At 48.3% G+C, this 19,328-nt stretch carries 16 protein-coding genes; 9 read left to right on the forward strand and 7 right to left on the reverse strand.

Annotated elements, in window-relative coordinates; all coding sequences use genetic code 11:
• Positions 1–47: 47 nt before the first annotated feature.
• Positions 48–494, reverse strand: coding sequence for a hypothetical protein (locus GMA8713_RS14245; protein ID WP_232314445.1), 447 nt, complete (start codon positions 492–494; stop codon positions 48–50).
• 184 nt (positions 495–678) lie between these two features.
• Here GMA8713_RS14245 and xthA point away from each other — a divergent pair, with 184 nt between their 5' ends.
• Positions 679–1,485, forward strand: coding sequence for an exodeoxyribonuclease III (xthA, locus tag GMA8713_RS14250; RefSeq protein WP_062711091.1), 807 nt, complete (start codon positions 679–681; stop codon positions 1,483–1,485).
• 152 nt (positions 1,486–1,637) lie between these two features.
• Here the strand turns inward: xthA and GMA8713_RS14255 are convergent, their stop codons facing one another.
• The 4 genes from GMA8713_RS14255 to GMA8713_RS14270 all read right to left on the reverse strand — a co-directional run bounded on the left by GMA8713_RS14255 (position 1,638) and on the right by GMA8713_RS14270 (position 5,117).
• Positions 1,638–2,360 carry an ABC transporter permease gene (locus GMA8713_RS14255; protein ID WP_062711094.1) on the reverse strand — a complete coding sequence of 241 codons (723 nt, stop codon included), beginning with the start codon at positions 2,358–2,360 and terminating at the stop codon, positions 1,638–1,640.
• Positions 2,361–2,371: 11 nt separating this feature from the next.
• On the reverse strand, positions 2,372–3,073 hold the full coding sequence (locus GMA8713_RS14260; protein ID WP_062711097.1) for an ABC transporter permease: 702 nt from the start codon (positions 3,071–3,073) through the stop codon (positions 2,372–2,374).
• Positions 3,074–3,466: 393 nt separating this feature from the next.
• The gene (locus GMA8713_RS14265; protein ID WP_062711100.1) at positions 3,467–4,231 is read right to left on the reverse strand and encodes a transporter substrate-binding domain-containing protein; all 765 of its coding nucleotides are present in this window, start codon (positions 4,229–4,231) and stop codon (positions 3,467–3,469) included.
• A 115-nt stretch (positions 4,232–4,346) separates the two neighbouring features.
• Positions 4,347–5,117 (reverse strand): ABC transporter ATP-binding protein, encoded by a 771-nt coding sequence (locus GMA8713_RS14270; RefSeq protein WP_062711103.1) that lies wholly within the window; start codon positions 5,115–5,117, stop codon positions 4,347–4,349.
• A 374-nt stretch (positions 5,118–5,491) separates the two neighbouring features.
• On the opposite strand from GMA8713_RS14270, the gene GMA8713_RS14275 reads away from it, so the two are divergent.
• A complete protein-coding gene (locus GMA8713_RS14275; protein WP_062711106.1) occupies positions 5,492–7,141 on the forward strand; it encodes an ABC transporter substrate-binding protein in 1,650 nt (549 codons plus the stop codon).
• A gap of 50 nt (positions 7,142–7,191) precedes the next feature.
• Here the strand turns inward: GMA8713_RS14275 and GMA8713_RS14280 are convergent, their stop codons facing one another.
• The gene (locus tag GMA8713_RS14280; RefSeq protein ID WP_062711107.1) at positions 7,192–8,352 is read right to left on the reverse strand and encodes a tetratricopeptide repeat protein; all 1,161 of its coding nucleotides are present in this window, start codon (positions 8,350–8,352) and stop codon (positions 7,192–7,194) included.
• 221 nt (positions 8,353–8,573) lie between these two features.
• On the opposite strand from GMA8713_RS14280, the gene ycaO reads away from it, so the two are divergent.
• The 5 genes from ycaO to pflA all read left to right on the forward strand — a co-directional run bounded on the left by ycaO (position 8,574) and on the right by pflA (position 17,357).
• Positions 8,574–10,325: a 30S ribosomal protein S12 methylthiotransferase accessory factor YcaO gene (ycaO, locus tag GMA8713_RS14285; protein WP_062711110.1), complete on the forward strand. Its 1,752-nt coding sequence runs from the start codon at positions 8,574–8,576 to the stop codon at positions 10,323–10,325.
• 432 nt (positions 10,326–10,757) lie between these two features.
• Positions 10,758–12,302 carry a DUF3360 family protein gene (locus GMA8713_RS14290; protein WP_062711113.1) on the forward strand — a complete coding sequence of 515 codons (1,545 nt, stop codon included), beginning with the start codon at positions 10,758–10,760 and terminating at the stop codon, positions 12,300–12,302.
• 199 nt (positions 12,303–12,501) lie between these two features.
• A complete protein-coding gene (pflB, locus tag GMA8713_RS14295; protein ID WP_062711116.1) occupies positions 12,502–14,778 on the forward strand; it encodes a formate C-acetyltransferase in 2,277 nt (758 codons plus the stop codon).
• A gap of 478 nt (positions 14,779–15,256) precedes the next feature.
• Positions 15,257–16,468, forward strand: a complete 1,212-nt coding sequence (locus GMA8713_RS14300; RefSeq protein WP_062711119.1) for an EAL domain-containing response regulator — start codon at positions 15,257–15,259, stop codon at positions 16,466–16,468.
• Positions 16,469–16,616: 148 nt separating this feature from the next.
• The gene (gene pflA / locus GMA8713_RS14305) at positions 16,617–17,357 is read left to right on the forward strand and encodes a pyruvate formate lyase 1-activating protein (protein WP_002540998.1); all 741 of its coding nucleotides are present in this window, start codon (positions 16,617–16,619) and stop codon (positions 17,355–17,357) included.
• 54 nt (positions 17,358–17,411) lie between these two features.
• Here the strand turns inward: pflA and GMA8713_RS14310 are convergent, their stop codons facing one another.
• Positions 17,412–18,059, reverse strand: coding sequence for an energy-coupling factor ABC transporter permease (locus GMA8713_RS14310; protein ID WP_062711123.1), 648 nt, complete (start codon positions 18,057–18,059; stop codon positions 17,412–17,414).
• 204 nt (positions 18,060–18,263) lie between these two features.
• Between GMA8713_RS14310 and GMA8713_RS14315 the strand changes: the two genes are divergently transcribed.
• Both GMA8713_RS14315 and GMA8713_RS14320 read left to right on the forward strand, forming a co-directional pair.
• Entirely contained in the window at positions 18,264–18,770 is a 507-nt protein-coding gene (locus tag GMA8713_RS14315; protein WP_062711165.1) for a YfbU family protein, read from the forward strand.
• 358 nt (positions 18,771–19,128) lie between these two features.
• Positions 19,129–19,320 carry a hypothetical protein gene (locus tag GMA8713_RS14320; protein ID WP_062711126.1) on the forward strand — a complete coding sequence of 64 codons (192 nt, stop codon included), beginning with the start codon at positions 19,129–19,131 and terminating at the stop codon, positions 19,318–19,320.
• Positions 19,321–19,328: the final 8 nt, after the last annotated feature.

A 19,328-nucleotide genomic window follows, 5' to 3' on the forward strand; every position in this document is an offset into this window, starting at 1 on the left:
AATATTTGGAACAACGTGAAATCACTCTGACGATAATCCCTTTACATTCAATTGGACTCGCTAGGCTTACCACCAAGCATGTAGATGCTATAAGTGACATTCATTGCCGTGCTTCCATCAGGGAAGGTTTCGTTAATGTGAAGATCCTGGCCTTCTATTTGGAATCTAATCGTTGGATCTTGAGCCTGATCGCGCCACCTTCCCTCTTTGCCCTGCGCCAAAACAGCGCGGGTTCTAACAATTCGGCATTTATAGTGCCATTTCTTTCCATCATCTGGGCGCTTATAAGAAATGAAAAACACTTCCCTTTCGGTTTCCGGATCTTTCCTTACTTCTTCTATGGTCATGATTGTTGGGCTTTTCCCCTTTACAGCAGCGAGACTCGCCCGACAAATCTGCTCTTGTGTGAAATCACCGTACTCGCTGCATCCAGCCACCAAAGTCATCATCAGTGAAGCCACTGACATTTTCACCAAAGAAACTGTGTTCATCATTTGCGCTCCCTTCGCTCAAAAACTGATAACATCTTGAGTGTCAAAAGATTCTTTATTTAACAAGCATAGTTGCACTATTGAGATAATGCGCGATTAGCAAATTGAATCTAAGCAGCGAGTCGTTGTATTTTCAGATAAACTGTTCAGAACTCAATGGATTTCAGATAAAGAGAAGTAAATCAGCATGAAAGTCATTTCTTTTAATATCAATGGATTGCGCGCCCGCCTCCACCAACTTCAGGCGCTGATTGAAAAGCACCAGCCAGATGTTATCGGTCTGCAGGAAATCAAGGTTCACGATGAGGCTTTTCCAGTAGAAGATTTAGAGGCGATGGGCTACAAAGTCTATTTCCATGGTCAAAAGGCACATTACGGTGTCGCAATGCTTTGTAAACAAGAGCCAGTCAAAGTACAAAAAGGCTTCCCAACAGACGAGGAAGATGCGCAGCGCCGCATGATCATGGCAACGTTTAAAAAAGACGATGGCAGTGAAGTGACGGTGCTAAATGGCTACTTTCCGCAGGGTGAAAACATTGCCCATGAAATCAAGTACCCAGCCAAGCGCAAGTTTTACAAAGATCTGATGACCTACCTCAACACCTCCCACAGCAACGGAGAGCAGTTGATTGTGATGGGGGATATCAACATCAGCCCGATTGATTTGGATATCGGTATTGGTGAAGTCAACCGTAAGCGTTGGCTGAAAACCGGTAAGTGTTCATTCCAACCAGAGGAACGCGAAATGCTGGCAACCCTCATGGACTGGGGTTTTGTAGATACTTTCCGTCAGCAATTCCCAGATGTGGACGACAAGTTCTCCTGGTTCGATTACCGCTCCCGCGGCTTTGACGATAACCGTGGGCTGCGTATCGACGTGATTTTGGCAACGCCTTCACTGGCAGCAGATTGCATAGATACAGGTATCGACTACGAACTGCGTGGCATTGAAAAACCCTCCGACCACGCGCCGATTTGGGCTAAGTTTAAGTAGATCAGGGCCTAGGATAGAAGGATCTAGGTCATAGGAAAAGAAAGGTCCTAGGAAGAGCAAGATACAAAAAACCGCCAGTGAATGGCGGTTTTTCTTTTTGGGGTTTGGCTCTTCCCTAGGATCTGGGACCCTGCTCTTCCTAGGACCTGCTCTTACGACTCCAACGGCCTCAAGTGCCTGTGCCAGCGGTGCTCTAAGCGTTTAAAGCCATAAACAATAGCAAAGGTCAGACATAGGTAGATAGCCGCCACAAACAGGAAGGCATCAAACGGGGCATAGAAACGCGCGTAGATATCCCTTGCTGCGCCTGTAAGGTCGATGATGGTCACGACTGATGCAATCGAGCTCGCATGCAGCATGAAGATGACTTCGTTGCTGTACGCGGGTAATGCGCGGCGGAAGGAGGATGGCAGGATGATGCGACGTAGTATCGTAAAGCGCGACATACCGTAGGCTTTACCTGCTTCGATTTCACCCACAGGCGTTGCCACCATCGCACCACGGAGGATTTCTGTAGTGTATGCAGCCGTGTTAAGTACAAACGCAAACAGACATGGATAGAAAGCATCTTCGACAACCGCCCAGAACATGCTTTGCTGAATGCCTTCAATCGTCGCGACACCATAGTAGATCAGGTAAAGCTGGATAAGCAGTGGCGTGCCACGGAAGATGTATACGTAAATCCAAACTGGACGGTTAATCCAAGGATTCTTTGAGGTCCTCGCGACCGCCAATGGAACGGACAGGATGAAACCCAATACCAGTGAAAGGAACACCAGCTGGACAGTGACCGTAAGACCACTCCAGTAGTGGAGAATGGTGGTCGACGTAAAAATCTCGTTTTGGTCGAGGTAAGCGTAAATTGATTCTAACATTCCGTGTCTCCTTAGCCTCTTACTACACCGGCGCTGAATTTACGCTCCAAGCGCTTGAGCCCAAGCTCAGAGATGGAGGTGATCAGCAGGTAGACCATTGCTACCGGAATAAAGAATTTGAACGGTTCGTTCACTGCACCTGCCGCTTCCTTAGCAAGGCGCGTCATGTCCGCGAGACCAATCACTGAGACCAATGCCGTGGTTTTCACCAACACCAGCCAATTGTTACCAATACCGGGCAACGCGTGACGCATCATTTGCGGGAACATGATGCGACGGAAAATCATCCAAGGGCTCATACCGTAAGCCGTGCCCGCTTCCAACTGGCCGCGGTCGACCGCCAGAAATGCACCGCGGAAGGTTTCGGCCATGTAGGCACCGAAGATAAATCCAATGGTAGAAACACCCGCTGTGAACTCATCGATGTTGATGAACATATCAATGTCATACTTTTCGTAAAGCCAGTCAGAGAAATTGTTCATCATGATTTGTGCGCCGAAGAAGATCAGCAGCATCAACACCAGATCCGGTACCCCCCGAACAACGGTGGAGTAGACCGTCGCTGCCCCCCGGGCAAAACGATTCTTAGAAAGGCGGGCCAATGCAGTTACCAATCCCAGTAACACTGCAATCACAGCAGAAAGTACCGCCAATTCGACGGTCAATATTGCGCCCATGAAAATGGAAGGGCCATAACCATGCAGATCTAACATCCTTTCCTCCTGCACGAATAAACCGCTAGCGAAACTACCGCTTTATGGATCTTGTATTCAGTTTTCGCTTATCAGTCAAAAGGGAGCGAATCCCGCTCCCCCTAGAGCTTTATCAGCCCCGTAAATCAGAGGGCTGATAAATCTGCCATGTGTTGCCATGTAGGCCTAGCAGATTTCCTGCAAAGTAGTTGGAGAGTGTTTTCCAACTATAGATTGCTGTAAATAGATGGTGCTGTATCAAGGGAGTACCAACTATGCCCAGTAATCCAATCTGCAAAGATGTTGGGGTTAGAATAAGGCATCAAGTGAACGAATCCACGGGAGCATAGTTTCTATGTGACCGTGGTGAGTTCGCGCAGATAACGCAGTTATCACCCCAATAGCGAAGCAGATTTACATTTTGATATCGTAGGCAAAGTACTTCTTACGAATCTCGTCATAAGTACCGTCCGCTTTCACTTCTGCCAAAGACTTGTTGAAGATCGCCGCAAGGTCTTTGTCACGTTTACGGAACGCAGCACCTACGCCACCACCCAGTTGCAGGGTGTCACCGACTGCTTCAAAGTTGCCACCATCTTTCCCGCCCAGAATTGACGCTTCACCCACTGGGAAGTCAATCAGAACGATATCCAGACGACCACCTTGCAGATCCAGTACCAGATCATCACCTGTAGTGTAGCGTTTTACATCAGCAATTTTGCCGAAAGTGTCGGTTGCGTGGCCATCTTGGATCGTGCCGCGCTGTACTCCGATGCGCTTGCCTTTCAGCGTTTCGGTATCAGCTGGATTAATGCCTGAACCTTTAGCAGCAAAGTAGCCACTTGGGGTGTTGTAGTATGGCTCTGAGAACAGCACCTGCTTGGCACGCTCTTCAGTGATAGACATTGACGAGAAAATTACGTCGTACTTACGGGCTTGCAGACCTGGAATGATACCGTCCCATGCCTGGATAACCCAGCTACAGTTCAGTTTTGCGTTTTCACATACAGCGTTACCCAGATCCACTTCGAAACCAGTCAGCGTGCCATCTGGCGCTTTGTATTCGAATGGTTCATAAGGTACATCCACAGCGATGCGTACGTCTTTCCAGTCTTTTGCCTGAACCGCTGTTGCGCCCAGTGCAGCTGTAACAGCAGCAGCAACTAACCATTTTTTCATCTTTCTGTCTCCTTATGGAAATATTGTCCAGATGGCGTCACTCCATTGCCATCTGCCGTATGCGTTTACACGCGTTGGGACTTTCGTATTACAAAATCGTTTCGAGTTGAATGCCCTAGTAAATCGAAGAGATAAATTGTTGTAACCGCTCCGATTCAGGGTTAGTAAATAGCTTAGCTGGGTCGCCCTGCTCTTCCACTAATCCTTGGTGTAAGAACATGACATGGTTGGAAACATCACGTGCGAATGCCATTTCGTGGGTCACCACCAGCATGGTGCGGCCTTCTTCAGCAAGGATTTTCATGACATTGAGAACTTCACCCACTAATTCTGGATCGAGCGCTGAGGTAGGCTCATCGAACAGTAACACTTCTGGCTCTACGGCAAGAGCGCGAGCAATAGCCGCTCGCTGTTGTTGACCACCTGAAAGGTGTCCCGGGTAGTAATCGCGACGTTCCCAAAGGCCAACACGTTGCAGAAAGGCTTCTGCACGCTCCATGGCCTCTGCTTTTGATACGCCTAGAACATGGATAGGCGCTTCAATGACATTTTCAAGCACTGTCATGTGAGACCAAAGGTTGAACCCTTGAAACACCATCGCCAGACGCGAACGAATACGTTGAACTTGCTTCTCACTCACCGGCACAGCTTCACCATGACGGCCGTTTTTCATTTCGATGAGTTCGCCATTAACCCAAATCTCACCTGCTGTTGGGGTTTCTAGCAAATTGATACAGCGAAGGAAGGTACTTTTTCCTGAACCGGAAGATCCGATAATAGAGATGACATCGCCACGGTGTGCGTCCAGTGAAATCCCTTTTAGTACTTCGTGTTGACCAAAGGTCTTGTGAAGGTCTTTGACTTGTAGCGCTACTGCTTCCGTCATGCGCTTGACTCCTGTCTTTCTATTTTCACGCCGAGCTTCGTTTGAGTGCCCGCATCTTAATAAAGATGGTTTAGGCTCTCTGGTTTATGTGGCTGAGTGGTACGGAGTTCAGCGTATCTATGACGTAAATTGTCATTTTTCACCGTGCCACAACACATTTCACTACTGATGCTCGTTTCTCTGAAAATAACATCCATCAGTTTCAACAGCAACAATTTGTTAACCTTTAAGTGAATAAAAAACAAGTCATTTTTAATGCATAATTAAACACAACAAGTGCTTTATCAAGAGTTCGAAGCGATTGATGGTTTTGGGTGGTTAGTGTAGGGTGTGTTTCGATAAAAACTTGCTTGTAGATTAATATCGAGAGAGCTATGTTGCCACGCTTGCTGACCCTGTGTTTCGCGCTCATCTCATTCGCCAGCTCAGCCACGACAAATACACTTACCATCATTCCTGAGCTATCGAGCGGCTTTGTCAGAAACTACAACCCTTTCCGCGCCGATACACTGGCGACGACGAAAGACTTTATCTTCGAGCCGCTGATGGTTTTTGAGGAGGGTGTCGTACACTTCCGCCTCGCCAAGAGCTATACCTTATCCCCCGACCTTAAAGGCATTCTTCTTACCCTACGTGACGGCATTAAATGGTCTGATGGAACCCCATTCAGCGCCGATGATGTGGTGTACAGTCTTTCACTACTCCAAAGTGAACCCAAACTGGATTACAATTCACTCGGTGACTGGATTGAGCGTATCGAAAAACATAATGAAAATGAGGTATACGTCTCGTTAAGTCGCCCCAATGCCCAGATCGCCCATCGTTTGCAGGAAGCTATTATTGTCCCTAAACACCAGTGGGAGAACATTCCTGACAAGCGCTTCTACCTCAATGCCCAGCCTGTCGGCACTGGACCTTTTACCGATATAAAAGCCTTTAGCAGCAATAACATCGTTCAATGCCGTAATCCGCACTATTGGCAGCAGGATGAACTCAAGGTTGATTGCATCCGCTACCCACAGGTAAAAAGCAACGACGAGCTCATCAGCCGTCTCAGTAACGGAGAATTTGACTGGGCGAGCGCCTTTATTCCAGATATTGAACGTAATTACGCTTCCTACTCGCGCGATTACCATTACCACCACAAACCATCGACCGTTGTCAGCCTGATGTTTAACTTCAAACATCCAAATGAACAAATACGAAAAGTTATTCAGGACGTGCGCTTCCGCCGTGCTGTGTCGATGAGCCTTGCCCGGGAACTTTTAACTGATATTGCAGTTTTTGGGCAAGGTGAAAAAGCCGCTTTTGCTAGTGGAATGGAATCAAAATTTGAGGATTGGGTACCAAATTCGGCCGCCGAGCAGCATCTTTACTACATTCGCTCTCATCCCAAGGCTGCATCGCGCCTGCTCGACGAGTTAGGTTTGAAAGATTTCGATGGCGACAGGTTCCGTGAGTTACCATCAGGAGAGCCACTGACACTGCAGATCATCGCACCTCACGGTTGGAGCGATTTTATCTCGGCCTCCAATGTGGCTGCGGAGATGTTTGCTGCGGTAGGCCTTCGCGTGAAAATAGAAGTTTTGCCATTTCCTGAATACGAAGCCCGTATGGCTAATGCGAGCTATGATCTGGGTATCACGAACTATTTCTCTGGCCTGACACCGTTCAAGTACTTTAACTCAGCATTTAACAGCGCCTATCAAACGCCTACCTCTCCGCGGTTTGCGCAGCACTATTTTAGAGATAAGGAAGTCGATGGACTACTGGCTGACTTCCTGCTTCAAACTGATCCTCAAAAACAACGTGACATTATAACCAATCTCCACCTTCGCGTTGCCGAACAGCAGGTCACTGTGCCGCTTTATTACAAACTGGAAACCGTTGAGTTCACCACTACCCGTTACAAAGGCTGGCGAAAGCACGCTGATGGTTCTCCAAATGTACCGCCGATTTGGTATACCGAAAGGCCAAGGCTTATCCAACTTCTGGAACTGGAACCAGTAGTAAGCGCTAAATAGAAAAAGAAAAAACCAGACAACAGCCTGGTTTTTTCTTTGTTCCGTTAACGTTACTCTTTACCCATCAACTCCAGAGTTTTAAGCCAGACATCGGCATCTCCGTTAGGGTCAAGTACTTTTAGTCGCTCATAAGCTGAACGTGCACGTTCAAACTGGTTAGTTTTCATGGCACTGTAACCTAGGATTTCCCAAAGGAAATCATCACGGCTACCGCCCATATCAATCGCCTGCTGGGCCAGATTTGCCGCTTCCTGCCAACGCTTTAGTTGGGAAGCTATTCGCACCTGCACTTTCACAAGCGACAATTCAGGTTCTTTGTTCAACACAGAAACCACTTCCCAGGCATCCATCCATTCCATCGCCTGCATGTGGTACTGGAGTTTTCGTTTCAGCACCTCGCGGTTTACCGTCACCGCTTCTGAGTTGATACCTTGGTTTAGCAGGCGCTTAGCCTGGTCGATGTCCCCAAACATACTCGCATACTGGGACATATTCAGGTAATCCGCTTCTGTCAGTTCAGCACCTGCTTTAGCTTCATCCTGCAGGGTTTTCAGCGCAGCACGGGCTTCACCCAAAGCCGCGTAAGATGCCGCCCTCTTACGTTGCCAGCGCACATCATGACCAAACTTGTCCTGAATCACACGTGTGGTATTGATCAGCGCGCGATGCTGTTGAAGTTGCTCCTCGCTTAAGAGCTTAATTTGCCAGATAAATTCAGGTACATCGGCATAGCGGGCAATGATGGCATTGGCTTGCGTTAACGCATCACCATATCGCTGTTCACTGAACAGCGCACGGGTATAAAGATTTTCTATGGGCTGAAAAGGCGGGAATTTCTCTAGATAGGCTTTACCATGTTGAATGGCCATTTCCGGCCTGCCGCGTTTCATTGAGAGTGACACCAGCGCACCTCGCACATCTTTCCTCAAGCTTTCGGGCAGCTTTCTGTATTCCAACGCGTTGGTATAAGCCACATAAGCGCGGTCGTAGTCGCCTTCATGAAGGTATATATAGCCAAGCAGACGTTGGTGAAGGGCTTTCTGCTCCTCATTGTCAGCGACCAAAGCTTTGGCAAGACCGGCAGCTGTATCTACATCATCATTCGAGAGCAGGGTTTCTATACGATTTAGATGACGGGCAAAATCCGGATCACTGCCATACGCCGGTAAACCCACCAAGAAAAGAAGTATGCCAACGCCAAAAAGTTTCATATCCCTCAGCCAATAACGATTTGATATCTCGAATATAACGCAGATTAGACACTCTTCGCCTTTAAAAACGTCTATTTTTTGCAGGCACGCAAACATATATACCGAAACATGCTAAATCCTGCACCTTCAGCTTGTTTCGGTATACGTGCTAGCTTTCAGTGCATGCACACGTCAAAGAAAGAAGTATATACTCCGCGCCTTCATAAAAGACTGAGATTCCCATGAAAACCTATATCCCTGGTAAAGACGAAGCACTCGAAGTGTCCATTAACAACTTCGAAGCAAAGCTGAAAGCAGCTGGCTTCCACGTTGAACCTATTTCCTGGCTTAATCCAGTACCGAATGTTTGGTCGGTTCACATCCGTGATGTCTACGCGCCGATGAACTTTACCAACGGAAAAGGCGCCAGTAAAAAAGCCGCGCTGGCCTCAGCACTCGGTGAGTATTTTGAGCGACTTTCCTGTAACTATTTCTACGCTGATTTCTATTTGGGTGAAGAGATCGCAAAGGCACCATTCGTGCACTACCCCGATGAGCAATGGTTTCCACTCACAGATGACGACACGCTGCCGGATGGTCTGCTTGATGAAGACATGAGGGCATTTTACGACCAGGAAGAAACCCTAATGGCGAGCGATTTGATTGATCTTCAATCCAGTAACGAAGAACGCGGGATCTGTGCACTGCCATTCATTCGCCAGAAAGATCAGCAAACGGTATATGTGCCAATGAACATTATTGGCAACCTTTATGTATCTAACGGCATGTCAGCAGGTAACACTGCAACCGAAGCGCGCAGCCAGGCGCTGTCGGAAGTATTCGAACGTGCCATCAAAAACCGCATCATTGCTGGGCGCATCAGCATGCCAGAAATCCCGCAGGAAGTGATTGCGCGGTTCCCTACCATTCAAGCTTCTATTGAAGCCATGCAGGCAGAAGGTTTCCCAATTGCGGTTTATGACGCCTCCATGGGCGGTCTGTATCCGGTTGTTTGTGTGACACTGTTTAACCCCAACAATGGCACCTGCTTTACATCTTGGGGCGCACATCCCCGCTTTCAGGTGGCTTTCGAGCGCACTGTAACCGAGCTTCTGCAAGGCCGCAGTCTGAAAGATCTGGATGTGTTCGAAGCGCCATCATTTCATGATGAAGAAGTGGCGGACCACCACAACCTCGAAACTCACTTCATTGATTCTTCAGGCACGGTTTCCTGGGACATGTTCAAGTCCACGCCAGATTACGAATTCACAGAGTGGAACTTCGAAGGCAGCTCAGAAGAAGAAGTCTCCTGGTTACTGGGTAAGCTCCACGCTGAAGATGCCGATGCCTACATCGCCGATTACAGCCACTTGGGAGTGAACTGTTGCCGTGTGATTGTGCCCGGCTGGTCTGAAATCTACCCTCCGGAAGAAGTGCAGCTTTGCAATAACAATCGGGGTACCGATCTGCGTGATTCAATGTCCATGCTGTTGGCAACTGGCTTCAGTGATGAATCCGTTGAGTCTCTGTTCGACGTGCTGGAAATGTCAGACTTTGACGATAGCTATATGGTTTGCGAATTAATAGGCGTGCTGCCGGATGCAGGTACCGCTTGGAAGTCACTTACCATTGGCGAACTGAAATGTTTGCTGGCGCTGGCGATGGGCGACTTGGAAACAGCGCAGGATTTTGCCACCTGGAGTCTGGAATACAACGCGACCATCTACAGTCAGGAACGCACCATGTTTATGCGCTGCCTGATCGCAAGCCTTGAATTGGCTCAAGATGAAGCACGTGATGCTGCAGAATACCGCCGCGCATTTGGCTTTGTGTACGGTGAAAGCATCACCGAAGCGGTTTGGAGCTCAATCTGCGGTGACATTCGCTTCTATGGCCTTGAGCTTGCGAATGCCAATTTAACCTCGTTCGGTGCACATCAGAAACTTCTGGCCTCCTACGAAAAGCTTCAACAAGCAAAAGCCAACGCTGCGTAATAACTTTTTACGATTTTGCACTGAAGAAGCCTGTGCCGGGAAACTGGCTCAGGCTTCTTCTTTTTCTTCAAGCACGCCATGCGGAAAAAGTGATTAACAACCCCATTTCACTGCAATTTAGTGCATTTTTGTGGCACATATCCCGCACCATATTTGGTAATTTTTTTTCAAAATATGAAATAAATTCGGTAAAAATGGCAATATCCTCACCACCCATGGCGCTTTTCGCTTCTTATCACTTTCAAATTCTGTAATTTATTTTCACGAAAATGATCTAAATCAAATTTACTCATAGGAGGTTTGTTAGTATGTTTGTAACGCATTTTTGGCTCCCGGCCTCACCTCTCTCAGCAGCGCATTCATTGCTGAATAAAAGCGAAAACCCGCGGGGAGCGTAACCAGTTCTGTTTGCTTTTGTACGAAGAGGACTTTATGTCAACTCAAGCTCCATCAGAGCATATCGGCGATAAGGCGCAAAGCGAGTATCAAGCTAAGCACCGACCTGCCTCAGAGTTCGCGACCCGTTCAGATTACCTGGACCACGAACTTCAAATCATGAACCCGCGCCGCTGGAAACTAAACCTTCCTGGCCGTGATTTCCGTTTCGAACTCGAAGACCTCGTTCCTGCACTGGCGGGTACTATCGGCATTATCGCGATGTACTCCGCAGTCATGATGTCTTGGGCTGATGGCCTGACCCAGGCTTGGGATCATATCAATCTGGGTAAAGAGTTTGCGATTGAAGTTGCACGTGTAGAGATGCTTATCCCTGCCCTGCTGTTCTGTGTGCTTGCCTCTGGTTTTATCAACCCACGCGCTAACCTTGCCGGTAACCACGGCCCAATGATCCCGCTGATCGGTACCATTGCACTAGCCGGTGCTCACCCTCTTGCGCTTGCTCTTCTGCTGGGTATGTTCGGCTTGATGCTGAGTTACTTCAAAGGTGGCTCGAAACTGGTGAATCTCACCAGTGAAGGGGTTGCCGGCGGTCTTCTTATCTTCCTTGGTTTCACTGGTGCAATGAGCCAAATCGCGGACATCCAAACCTGGGCAAAAGGCCTTGAGTCTGCGACGGTCGCAAAAGGCAGCATGGGTTATGTTGGCCTAGTAGTTCTGGCTGTGAACGTGGTGCTTTACGCCCTACTTGCACGTATCGGCAAACGCTGGCTGGCCATTCCTGCCTGTGCTTTCACAGGGCTGATTGCAGCACTGGCGCTCGGTGCAGGCTTCGACCTGACCTTCACCACTGAAATGGGTCTGCCTAACCTTAACCCTGTTTACTGGTGGGGTAGCACTGAGCAAGGTTGGATGCTGGGTCTGCCAAATCTGCAGCACTTCATCGCTTCTCTGCCGTTTGCCATCCTGGCGGTAGCCATGTGGTCTCCAGACTTCCTGGGCCACCGTATCTTCCAAGAATTGAACTATCCGAAGAAAACCGAAAAAGTCCTGATGGATGTAGATGACACTATGACCATGTGTTCTATCCGTCAGATGGTTGGTACTGCGGTAGGTGGCGGTAACATCACGTCTTCTTGGGGTACTTATATGATCCCTGCAGCGATTGCGAAGCGTCCAATCCCTGCTGGTGCCATTCTGCTTGGCTGTTTGGTGATGTTCATCGCTATCCTTGGCTTCCCAATGGACATAGCAGTATGGCCACCAGTGATGCGTATCGCGCTGCTGGTGGGTGTATTCCTGCCACTGCTCGAAGCAGGTGTGCAGATGGTTCGTGAAACGAAGGATTCACAATCAGCAGGTATCTGTATCTTCGCATCAATGGTTGCTAACCCAGTACTGGCTTGGGCACTGGCAATGCTGCTCGACAACAATGGTCTCATCGGTGACAAAGCGCGCGCGAAAAAACTGTCTTTCGTAGATCGTATCGTGATTCCAGGTTCAGTATTGGTTATCTGTCTGGTTGCTATGCTCGCGGTTGGTATGCTGGAAGATCAGTTTGGCATCCCTGCTCTTATGTAAATACGGCTTGGGCAGCCTTAACTGGCTGCCCAAATTACTGTTCATAACTTGGCTAGAAAGCGTAAAATCAAACGCGTTTTGAAAGACCGTTTTTGCTTTTACAGTTTTTTAATGATCGTGTACGACCACTGGCTCAACGGTGGAGCGACATCTAAGTCGCTAAGTACTTGTTTTCTTCTACTAAAAAGGTAGGTACAACATGTCTGAGCAATTTGCTAAAGCATGGGAAGGTTTCGCTGACGGCGAATGGCAGAACGAAGTTAACGTTCGTGACTTCATTCAGAAGAACTACACCCCTTACGAGGGCGACGAGTCTTTCCTGGTCACTGAAGGTACTGAAGCAACTAACAAGCTTTGGGAAAAAGTGATGGAAGGCATCAAGCTTGAGAACTCAACTCATGCGCCTGTAGACTTCGACACTTCTGTAATCTCTACCATTACTGCTCACGACGCAGGCTACATCAACAAAGATCTGGAAAAGATCGTTGGTCTGCAAACTGAAGCTCCTCTGAAACGTGCAATCATGCCAAACGGCGGCGTTCGCATGATCGAGGGTTCTTGCAAGGCTTACGGCCGTGAGCTGGACCCAATGGTTTCAAAAATTTACTCAGAGTACCGCAAGACTCACAACCAAAGCGTTTTCGATATCTACACCCCAGATATCCTGAAATGCCGTAAGTCTGGTGTTCTGACTGGTCTGCCTGACGCATACGGCCGTGGTCGTATCATCGGTGACTACCGTCGCGTAGCACTGTACGGCGTAGACTTCCTGCTGAAAGACAAAGCGAAGCAATTCCACTCTCTGCAAGAGAAACTGGAAGCGGGCGACGATCTGCAAATGACCATGCAGCTTCGTGAAGAAATCCAAGAGCAATACCGCGCTCTGAACCAGATGAAAGAAATGGCTGCGAAATATGGCTACGACATCTCTGGTCCTGCGACTAACGCACAAGAAGCGGTTCAGTGGCTGTACTTCGGTTACCTGGCTGCTGTTAAGTCTCAAAACGGTGCTGCAATGTCACTGGGTCGTACTTCTACGTTCCTTGACGTTTACCTCGAGCGTGACATCGCTGAAGGCAAGATCACTGAAGTTGAAGCGCAAGAAATCATCGACCACTTCGTGATGAAGCTGCGTATGGTTCGCTTCCTGCGTACTCCTGAGTACGATGAGCTGTTCTCTGGTGACCCAATCTGGGCAACAGAATCTATGGGTGGTATGGGCTGTGACGGTCGTACGCTGGTAACACGTACTAACTTCCGCTTCCTGAACACTCTGTACACTATGGGTCCAAGCCCAGAGCCAAACATCACTGTACTGTGGTCTGAGCAACTGCCTGATGGCTTCAAGCGTTTCTGTGCGAAAGTATCTATCGATACTTCTTCTATCCAGTACGAAAACGACGACCTGATGCGTCCAGACTTCGACAACGATGACTACGCCATCGCTTGTTGTGTATCTCCACAGGTTGTTGGTAAACACATGCAGTTCTTCGGCGCACGTGCGAACCTGGCGAAAACCCTGCTGTACGTAATCAACGGCGGTGTTGACGAAAAACTGAAGATGCAGGTTGGTCCTAAGCAAGATCCAATGACTGACGAAGTTCTGGACTTCGACAAAGTTTGGAACGGTCTGGACAACTTCATGGATTGGCTGGCGAAGCAGTACGTAACTGCGCTGAACGCTATCCACTACTCACACGACAAGTACAGCTACGAAGCGTCTCTGATGGCTCTGATGGACCGTGACGTTTACCGTACTATGGCTTGTGGTATCGCTGGTCTGTCTGTAGCAGCTGACTCACTGTCTGCTATCAAGTACGCGAAAGTGAAACCAGTTCGTGACGAAGACGGCATCGCTATCGACTTCGAAATCGAAGGCGACTATCCGAAGTTCGGTAACAACGATTCACGCGTTGATGACATCGCATGTGAAATGGTTGAGAAGTTTATGAACAAGATTCGTAAGCTGAAAACTTACCGCGATGCAGTACCGACTCAGTCTATCCTGACCATCACTTCAAACGTTGTGTACGGTAAGAAGACGGGTAACACGCCAGACGGTCGTCGTGCAGGCGCGCCATTCGCACCAGGTGCAAACCCAATGCACGGTCGTGACGAGAAAGGTGCAGTAGCCTCTCTGACTTCTGTAGGTAAACTGCCATTCGCTCACGCGAAAGACGGTATCTCTTACACCTTCTCTATCGTGCCTAACGCACTGGGTAAAGACGGTGACACGCAGAAAGCTAACCTTGCTGGTCTGATGGATGGTTACTTCCACCACGAGTCTGGTATCGAAGGCGGTCAGCACCTGAACGTTAACGTTCTGAACCGTGACACTCTGGAAGACGCAGTTAAGCACCCAGAGAAGTACCCACAGCTGACTATCCGAGTATCGGGTTACGCAGTTCGCTTTAACTCTCTGACTGCGGAACAGCAGAAAGACGTTATCGCACGTACTTTCACTGAATCTCTGTAATCTGAGTATTCATTGAATTGAAAAGCACCTCCTCCGGGAGGTGTTTTTTTATGCCTGTCCAAAAAGCGCCAAGCCCCTGATACAAAGGCAATAACCGCATAACGTTCTGTCGACGCTCTCAAAAATAGCGACCATACTGGAATCAAGCTCTTCTAGGGGCTGTTGACCTTTGGTGGTGATTTTTGCAGCAGTTTGTGGGGATTTTATGCAAGGCAGAGGCTTCGATGTGTAGCTAGCCTACATGATAAGCCGATAACGCAGCAGAAATTCCCCACAAACGCTGCCCGAAGGGTTCTGCTCTAAGCGTTTTACGCTTTGTTGAGGTGTATTTGCTTAGAATGACTAGGCGGCACACACCTCGCCGCGCCTAAAACGCTTACAGCTAGAACAAAATTTAACCACCAAAGGTCAGCAGCCCCTAGAACAATATTTTCGTATCGCCATTCGATACCGCCATATGCGCATTTAGGGGAACACCATGAATATCTTGCTAGTGGAAGACCATCTCTTCCAACGAGATGTAATTGCTGGGCAATTAATGCAACTCATATCAGGTGATGACACGCTGGTATTCGCCGAGTCTGGTAACACCGCACTGGAAAAAATCCTCCATGAAACACCGGATATCATATTCTGCGATTTAGATTTACCGGATATGGATGGTATCAAGCTTTTAAGCAAAGCTGCCGAGTACGGATTTACTGGGTGCATTGTCATTACCAGTGCTGCCTCCCAAAAAGTGTTGGATACGGTCAAAAGCATGTGTGAACACATGAAGCTCAACGTATTAGGTATCCTGCCCAAACCAGCATCTATCCCCCTGCTGAAATACTACCTGACACTCGCCCATGAGTATGACACTGATTACCCCCAAGACTTGCTGGCGTTGTCGGATGATGAAGTGCTGGAAGCATGGCAGTCGAATCTGTTCGAGACTTGGTATCAACCTATTGTTCGCTTTGATACCGGGGAATGGGTGGCATGCGAGGCACTTCAGCGAATGAAACACCCCGTCAGGGGGACGTTAACGCCCATCTCTTTCCTGCCTCAGCTAACAAGCTTGAATCTGGAAGCAGAACTGACGTTTTCGGTCATCGATTCAGTGATCGCCAACCAGACTTATCTTGATGGGCATCCTGTCGGTATCAACGTTTCGGTGAGTAACCTTATCGAGTTGGATTTCGTCGATGAACTCATCGAGATGGGTCATCAGTACCCAAACCTCAACCAACTGATTTATTTCGAGATTCACGAACCTGATAACTTTTCGCAAATTGCGCAACTTCAGGAAGCCGCTTCGCGTCTACTGCTCAATGGATTCCGTATCTCGATAGACGGCTTTGGTTCCGGCTACAGTACTCTGCAACAAGTGGAATTTCTACCACTAGACTCTCTCAAAATAGGCCTCAACCTCATATTGCCGATGTTAAGTTCTCGCACTGCCCTCGCCTTGGTAGAAGCCAGTGTCTTGGTTGCCAACCGCATTGATGTGGCATCAGTCGCTGAAGGCATTGAATGTATTGAAGTGTGGCACTCCCTTCGCGATATGGGCTGCAACTATGGTCAAGGTTTTTTTATTGCCAAACCCATGCCCGCTGACAAATTGCAGGGCTGGCAAGAGCTTTGGGATTCATTACTCGAAAGTCGAACGCTTTGTCCACCTCTGGCACTGAACACCATCGTTATCTAACCCTCGAAAAGGCGCGGCTTTCGCGCCTTTCTTCTCCCCTTACAATTTCCTATTTTACTTGGCCGCAAAGCCACCTTATTTCCTTTAGGTCACCACGTTTCTGTAATAAAATAACACCTTACTTTTTACAGTAGTTTTGGAGATGCTCATGTCGGTGATTGGCCGTATTCACTCTTTTGAGTCTTGTGGAACCGTTGATGGTCCTGGCATTCGATTTATCGTTTTCATGCAAGGATGCCTGATGCGCTGCAAATACTGCCACAACCGTGATACGTGGGATCTGGATGATGGCCGCGAGGTCACTGTCGAAGAAATCATGAAAGAAGTGGTCACGTACCGTCACTTCATCAATGCTTCTGGTGGTGGTGTTACAGCATCCGGTGGCGAAGCCATGCTTCAACCTGAATTCGTGCGTGATTTCTTCCGTGCAGCAAAAGCCGAAGGCATTCATACCTGTCTGGATACCAATGGTTACATCCGCAAGCACACTGATGTCGTTGATGAAGTGTTGGATGCCACCGATCTGGTGATGCTGGACCTGAAACAAATGAACGACGAAATCCACAAAGATCTGATTGGCGTATCAAACCGCCGAACGCTGGATTTCGCCCGCTACCTGCATCAACGTGGTCAGAAAACCTGGATTCGTTACGTCGTGGTTCCGGGCTACACTGACGATGAAGAATCTGCACACCGTCTGGGTGAGTTCATCAAAGACATGGACAACATCGAGAAAGTGGAAATGCTGCCATACCACCAGCTTGGCGCGCACAAATGGGAAGCGCTGGGTTACGAGTATGAGCTGAAAGATGTCAGCCCACCGAAGAAAGAAACCATGGAAACGCTAAAAGCGATTCTCGAAGGCTACGGCCACAAAGTGGTTTACTAAGCGAACAGATGATAAAAACCGGCCACCAGCCGGTTTTTCTTTATCCGCCGAATGTCATCTATCCGGCGACAAATATTCCCTATCGTAGAAAGTACGCAGCCAGTGTGGACGATACACTGCCATCAAGGTGACAGCCATACCATTCAATAGCCCTTCCGGGAACCAGATCAACAGCGCCAGTGTCAGGTAATTGTCGAGGATAGTATCCCAGCCATGAAGGCCAGACACCCAATACCCTGTCGACACCGTACAAAGGTGGAAGACAATGGTAAAGGCCGCATTAAGAAAACCAGCGATGAAGATATAGATAAACAGGTGATGGCTGAGGTATCGATAGGAAAGCAGGAAAATCGCATAGCTGACCAAAGCAGAAAGCACCGCCGTCGTGAAAGCATAAAGCCCCACATCGACAAACGGTAGCAAGCCGAAGCCCACCATCAAAGCCAACGGAATAACCGAAATCCAGATCGCGATCCTTGGGCCATGGCACAGCGTGAGCACTGTCATTCCCAGAAAGTGAATATCCAGCCCTTCGCTGATCCCCGCTTTCAATGCCCACAGGCAAAACAGAATGATCCCACTGGCAAAAACCAAATGCTGATAGTCCTTCTCCGTGCGCATTTTCTGCCAGCCAAGCGGCGATCTGCAAAGCCACAGCGACACCAGAAAACATGTCCAACCAAACACCTGCCAGTAAATCATCCTTGTCCTTTTCTCCTTGGGCGCTGAGCTAAAAGAATCAATAAATTTTCAAGTTAAAAAAGCGTAACTAACCTGTATCCAGATCAAAAAAGTAGCCTGCGCCAACTGTTAATCTGTGGCACATGAATTGCCAAACTTACTCACTTTAAATCATTACTAAGAGACTGTTTGGATGAAGAATTTTTATTTTTCGAGGCCACTATTATGGAAATGACACACGCTCAACGTCTTATCCTATCTAATCAATACACGCTAATGTCCCAACTTGATCCACAAAATGCAGAAAAATATCGTCGTCTACAAACTATTGTAGAGCGCGGATATGCCCTGCAAATGCGTGAATTGGATAAAGACTTTGTCGACATGCCAGAAGAACTGTGCCGCCAGGTGGTTGATATCATGGAGATGCACCACGCACTTCAAGAATCTTACCGCATGCTGGAAGATGGCACCCGTTGCGAATGTGACGTGGATGCACGTCGTCTTCAATTCTGGGGTTTTGATGCAGCGACTGAAGCACATCTGGTAAACTATGTGCGCTTCCTGGCCGATGTCGAAGGTTTGTACCCACAATTCGACAAGGGTTCACACCACTTCAACAGCCAAACACCGATGCTGGCAAAATACCAACGCATGCTGCAGGTATGGCGCAACTGCCCTCGTCAGTACCACCTGTGTGGTAACGAACTTTGCCAAATCGTGGGCGCGTAAGTTCAAAAAACCTCAATCAAGAGCCGCTGTTTTCAGCGGCTTTTCTGTATTCAAATTCCACTCATAACCTCATGTTTAAATTGAACTTACCCCGCAAAGCATTGACAGGAAAATTGACAAGTAATTTTGATTATCAGTGACAAATTAATTTATTTGCGCCCAAGCTAAATCGGTTGTCTAATCGCCACGCACCCAACAGGTTTTGATGATGCCGTCGAGGTGTATACGGGCTAGGTCGAGCAAATCAAACTCTGATTTGCAATGTGCTGGAACAACCTCAAGTTGCAGTTTCCACGCAGACGAGCCGTTTTCTCTGTCATACCGTGCAGCAGTAAGCGCGGCCTTTTTAGGAATGGCAATGAAATCTATCGCAAACCACGCTGTTCAGGCTGAAGGCCTGACTACTCTTTGCGACACCGCAGCTAACATCCACCCGCAAAACAAACCCCAGAACCTGTCGACCCATGTGCGCAGGAAACGGGCATCGTTAAAGCGAACACGCAGCGCGGAAACCGTGCTTTTTGAACTGTCGCTTCAGATGCCTGAGTAAGGTCTGCC

Source organism: Grimontia marina (assembly GCF_900060185.1).
Lineage (GTDB): Bacteria > Pseudomonadota > Gammaproteobacteria > Enterobacterales > Vibrionaceae > Enterovibrio > Enterovibrio marinus.

Excerpts from the sequence above, each read along its gene's own strand:
- GMA8713_RS14245 (WP_232314445.1), bottom strand. The coding sequence starts at position 494 with ATGATGAACACAGTTTCTTTGGTGAAAATGTCAGTGGCTTCACTGATG.
- xthA (WP_062711091.1), top strand. The coding sequence starts at position 679 with ATGAAAGTCATTTCTTTTAATATCAATGGATTGCGCGCCCGCCTCCAC.
- GMA8713_RS14255 (WP_062711094.1), bottom strand. The coding sequence starts at position 2,360 with ATGTTAGAATCAATTTACGCTTACCTCGACCAAAACGAGATTTTTACG.
- GMA8713_RS14260 (WP_062711097.1), bottom strand. The coding sequence starts at position 3,073 with ATGTTAGATCTGCATGGTTATGGCCCTTCCATTTTCATGGGCGCAATA.
- GMA8713_RS14265 (WP_062711100.1), bottom strand. The coding sequence starts at position 4,231 with ATGAAAAAATGGTTAGTTGCTGCTGCTGTTACAGCTGCACTGGGCGCA.
- GMA8713_RS14270 (WP_062711103.1), bottom strand. The coding sequence starts at position 5,117 with ATGACGGAAGCAGTAGCGCTACAAGTCAAAGACCTTCACAAGACCTTT.
- GMA8713_RS14275 (WP_062711106.1), top strand. The coding sequence starts at position 5,492 with ATGTTGCCACGCTTGCTGACCCTGTGTTTCGCGCTCATCTCATTCGCC.
- GMA8713_RS14280 (WP_062711107.1), bottom strand. The coding sequence starts at position 8,352 with ATGAAACTTTTTGGCGTTGGCATACTTCTTTTCTTGGTGGGTTTACCG.
- ycaO (WP_062711110.1), top strand. The coding sequence starts at position 8,574 with ATGAAAACCTATATCCCTGGTAAAGACGAAGCACTCGAAGTGTCCATT.
- GMA8713_RS14290 (WP_062711113.1), top strand. The coding sequence starts at position 10,758 with ATGTCAACTCAAGCTCCATCAGAGCATATCGGCGATAAGGCGCAAAGC.
- pflB (WP_062711116.1), top strand. The coding sequence starts at position 12,502 with ATGTCTGAGCAATTTGCTAAAGCATGGGAAGGTTTCGCTGACGGCGAA.
- GMA8713_RS14300 (WP_062711119.1), top strand. The coding sequence starts at position 15,257 with ATGAATATCTTGCTAGTGGAAGACCATCTCTTCCAACGAGATGTAATT.
- pflA (WP_002540998.1), top strand. The coding sequence starts at position 16,617 with ATGTCGGTGATTGGCCGTATTCACTCTTTTGAGTCTTGTGGAACCGTT.
- GMA8713_RS14310 (WP_062711123.1), bottom strand. The coding sequence starts at position 18,059 with ATGATTTACTGGCAGGTGTTTGGTTGGACATGTTTTCTGGTGTCGCTG.
- GMA8713_RS14315 (WP_062711165.1), top strand. The coding sequence starts at position 18,264 with ATGGAAATGACACACGCTCAACGTCTTATCCTATCTAATCAATACACG.
- GMA8713_RS14320 (WP_062711126.1), top strand. The coding sequence starts at position 19,129 with ATGAAATCTATCGCAAACCACGCTGTTCAGGCTGAAGGCCTGACTACT.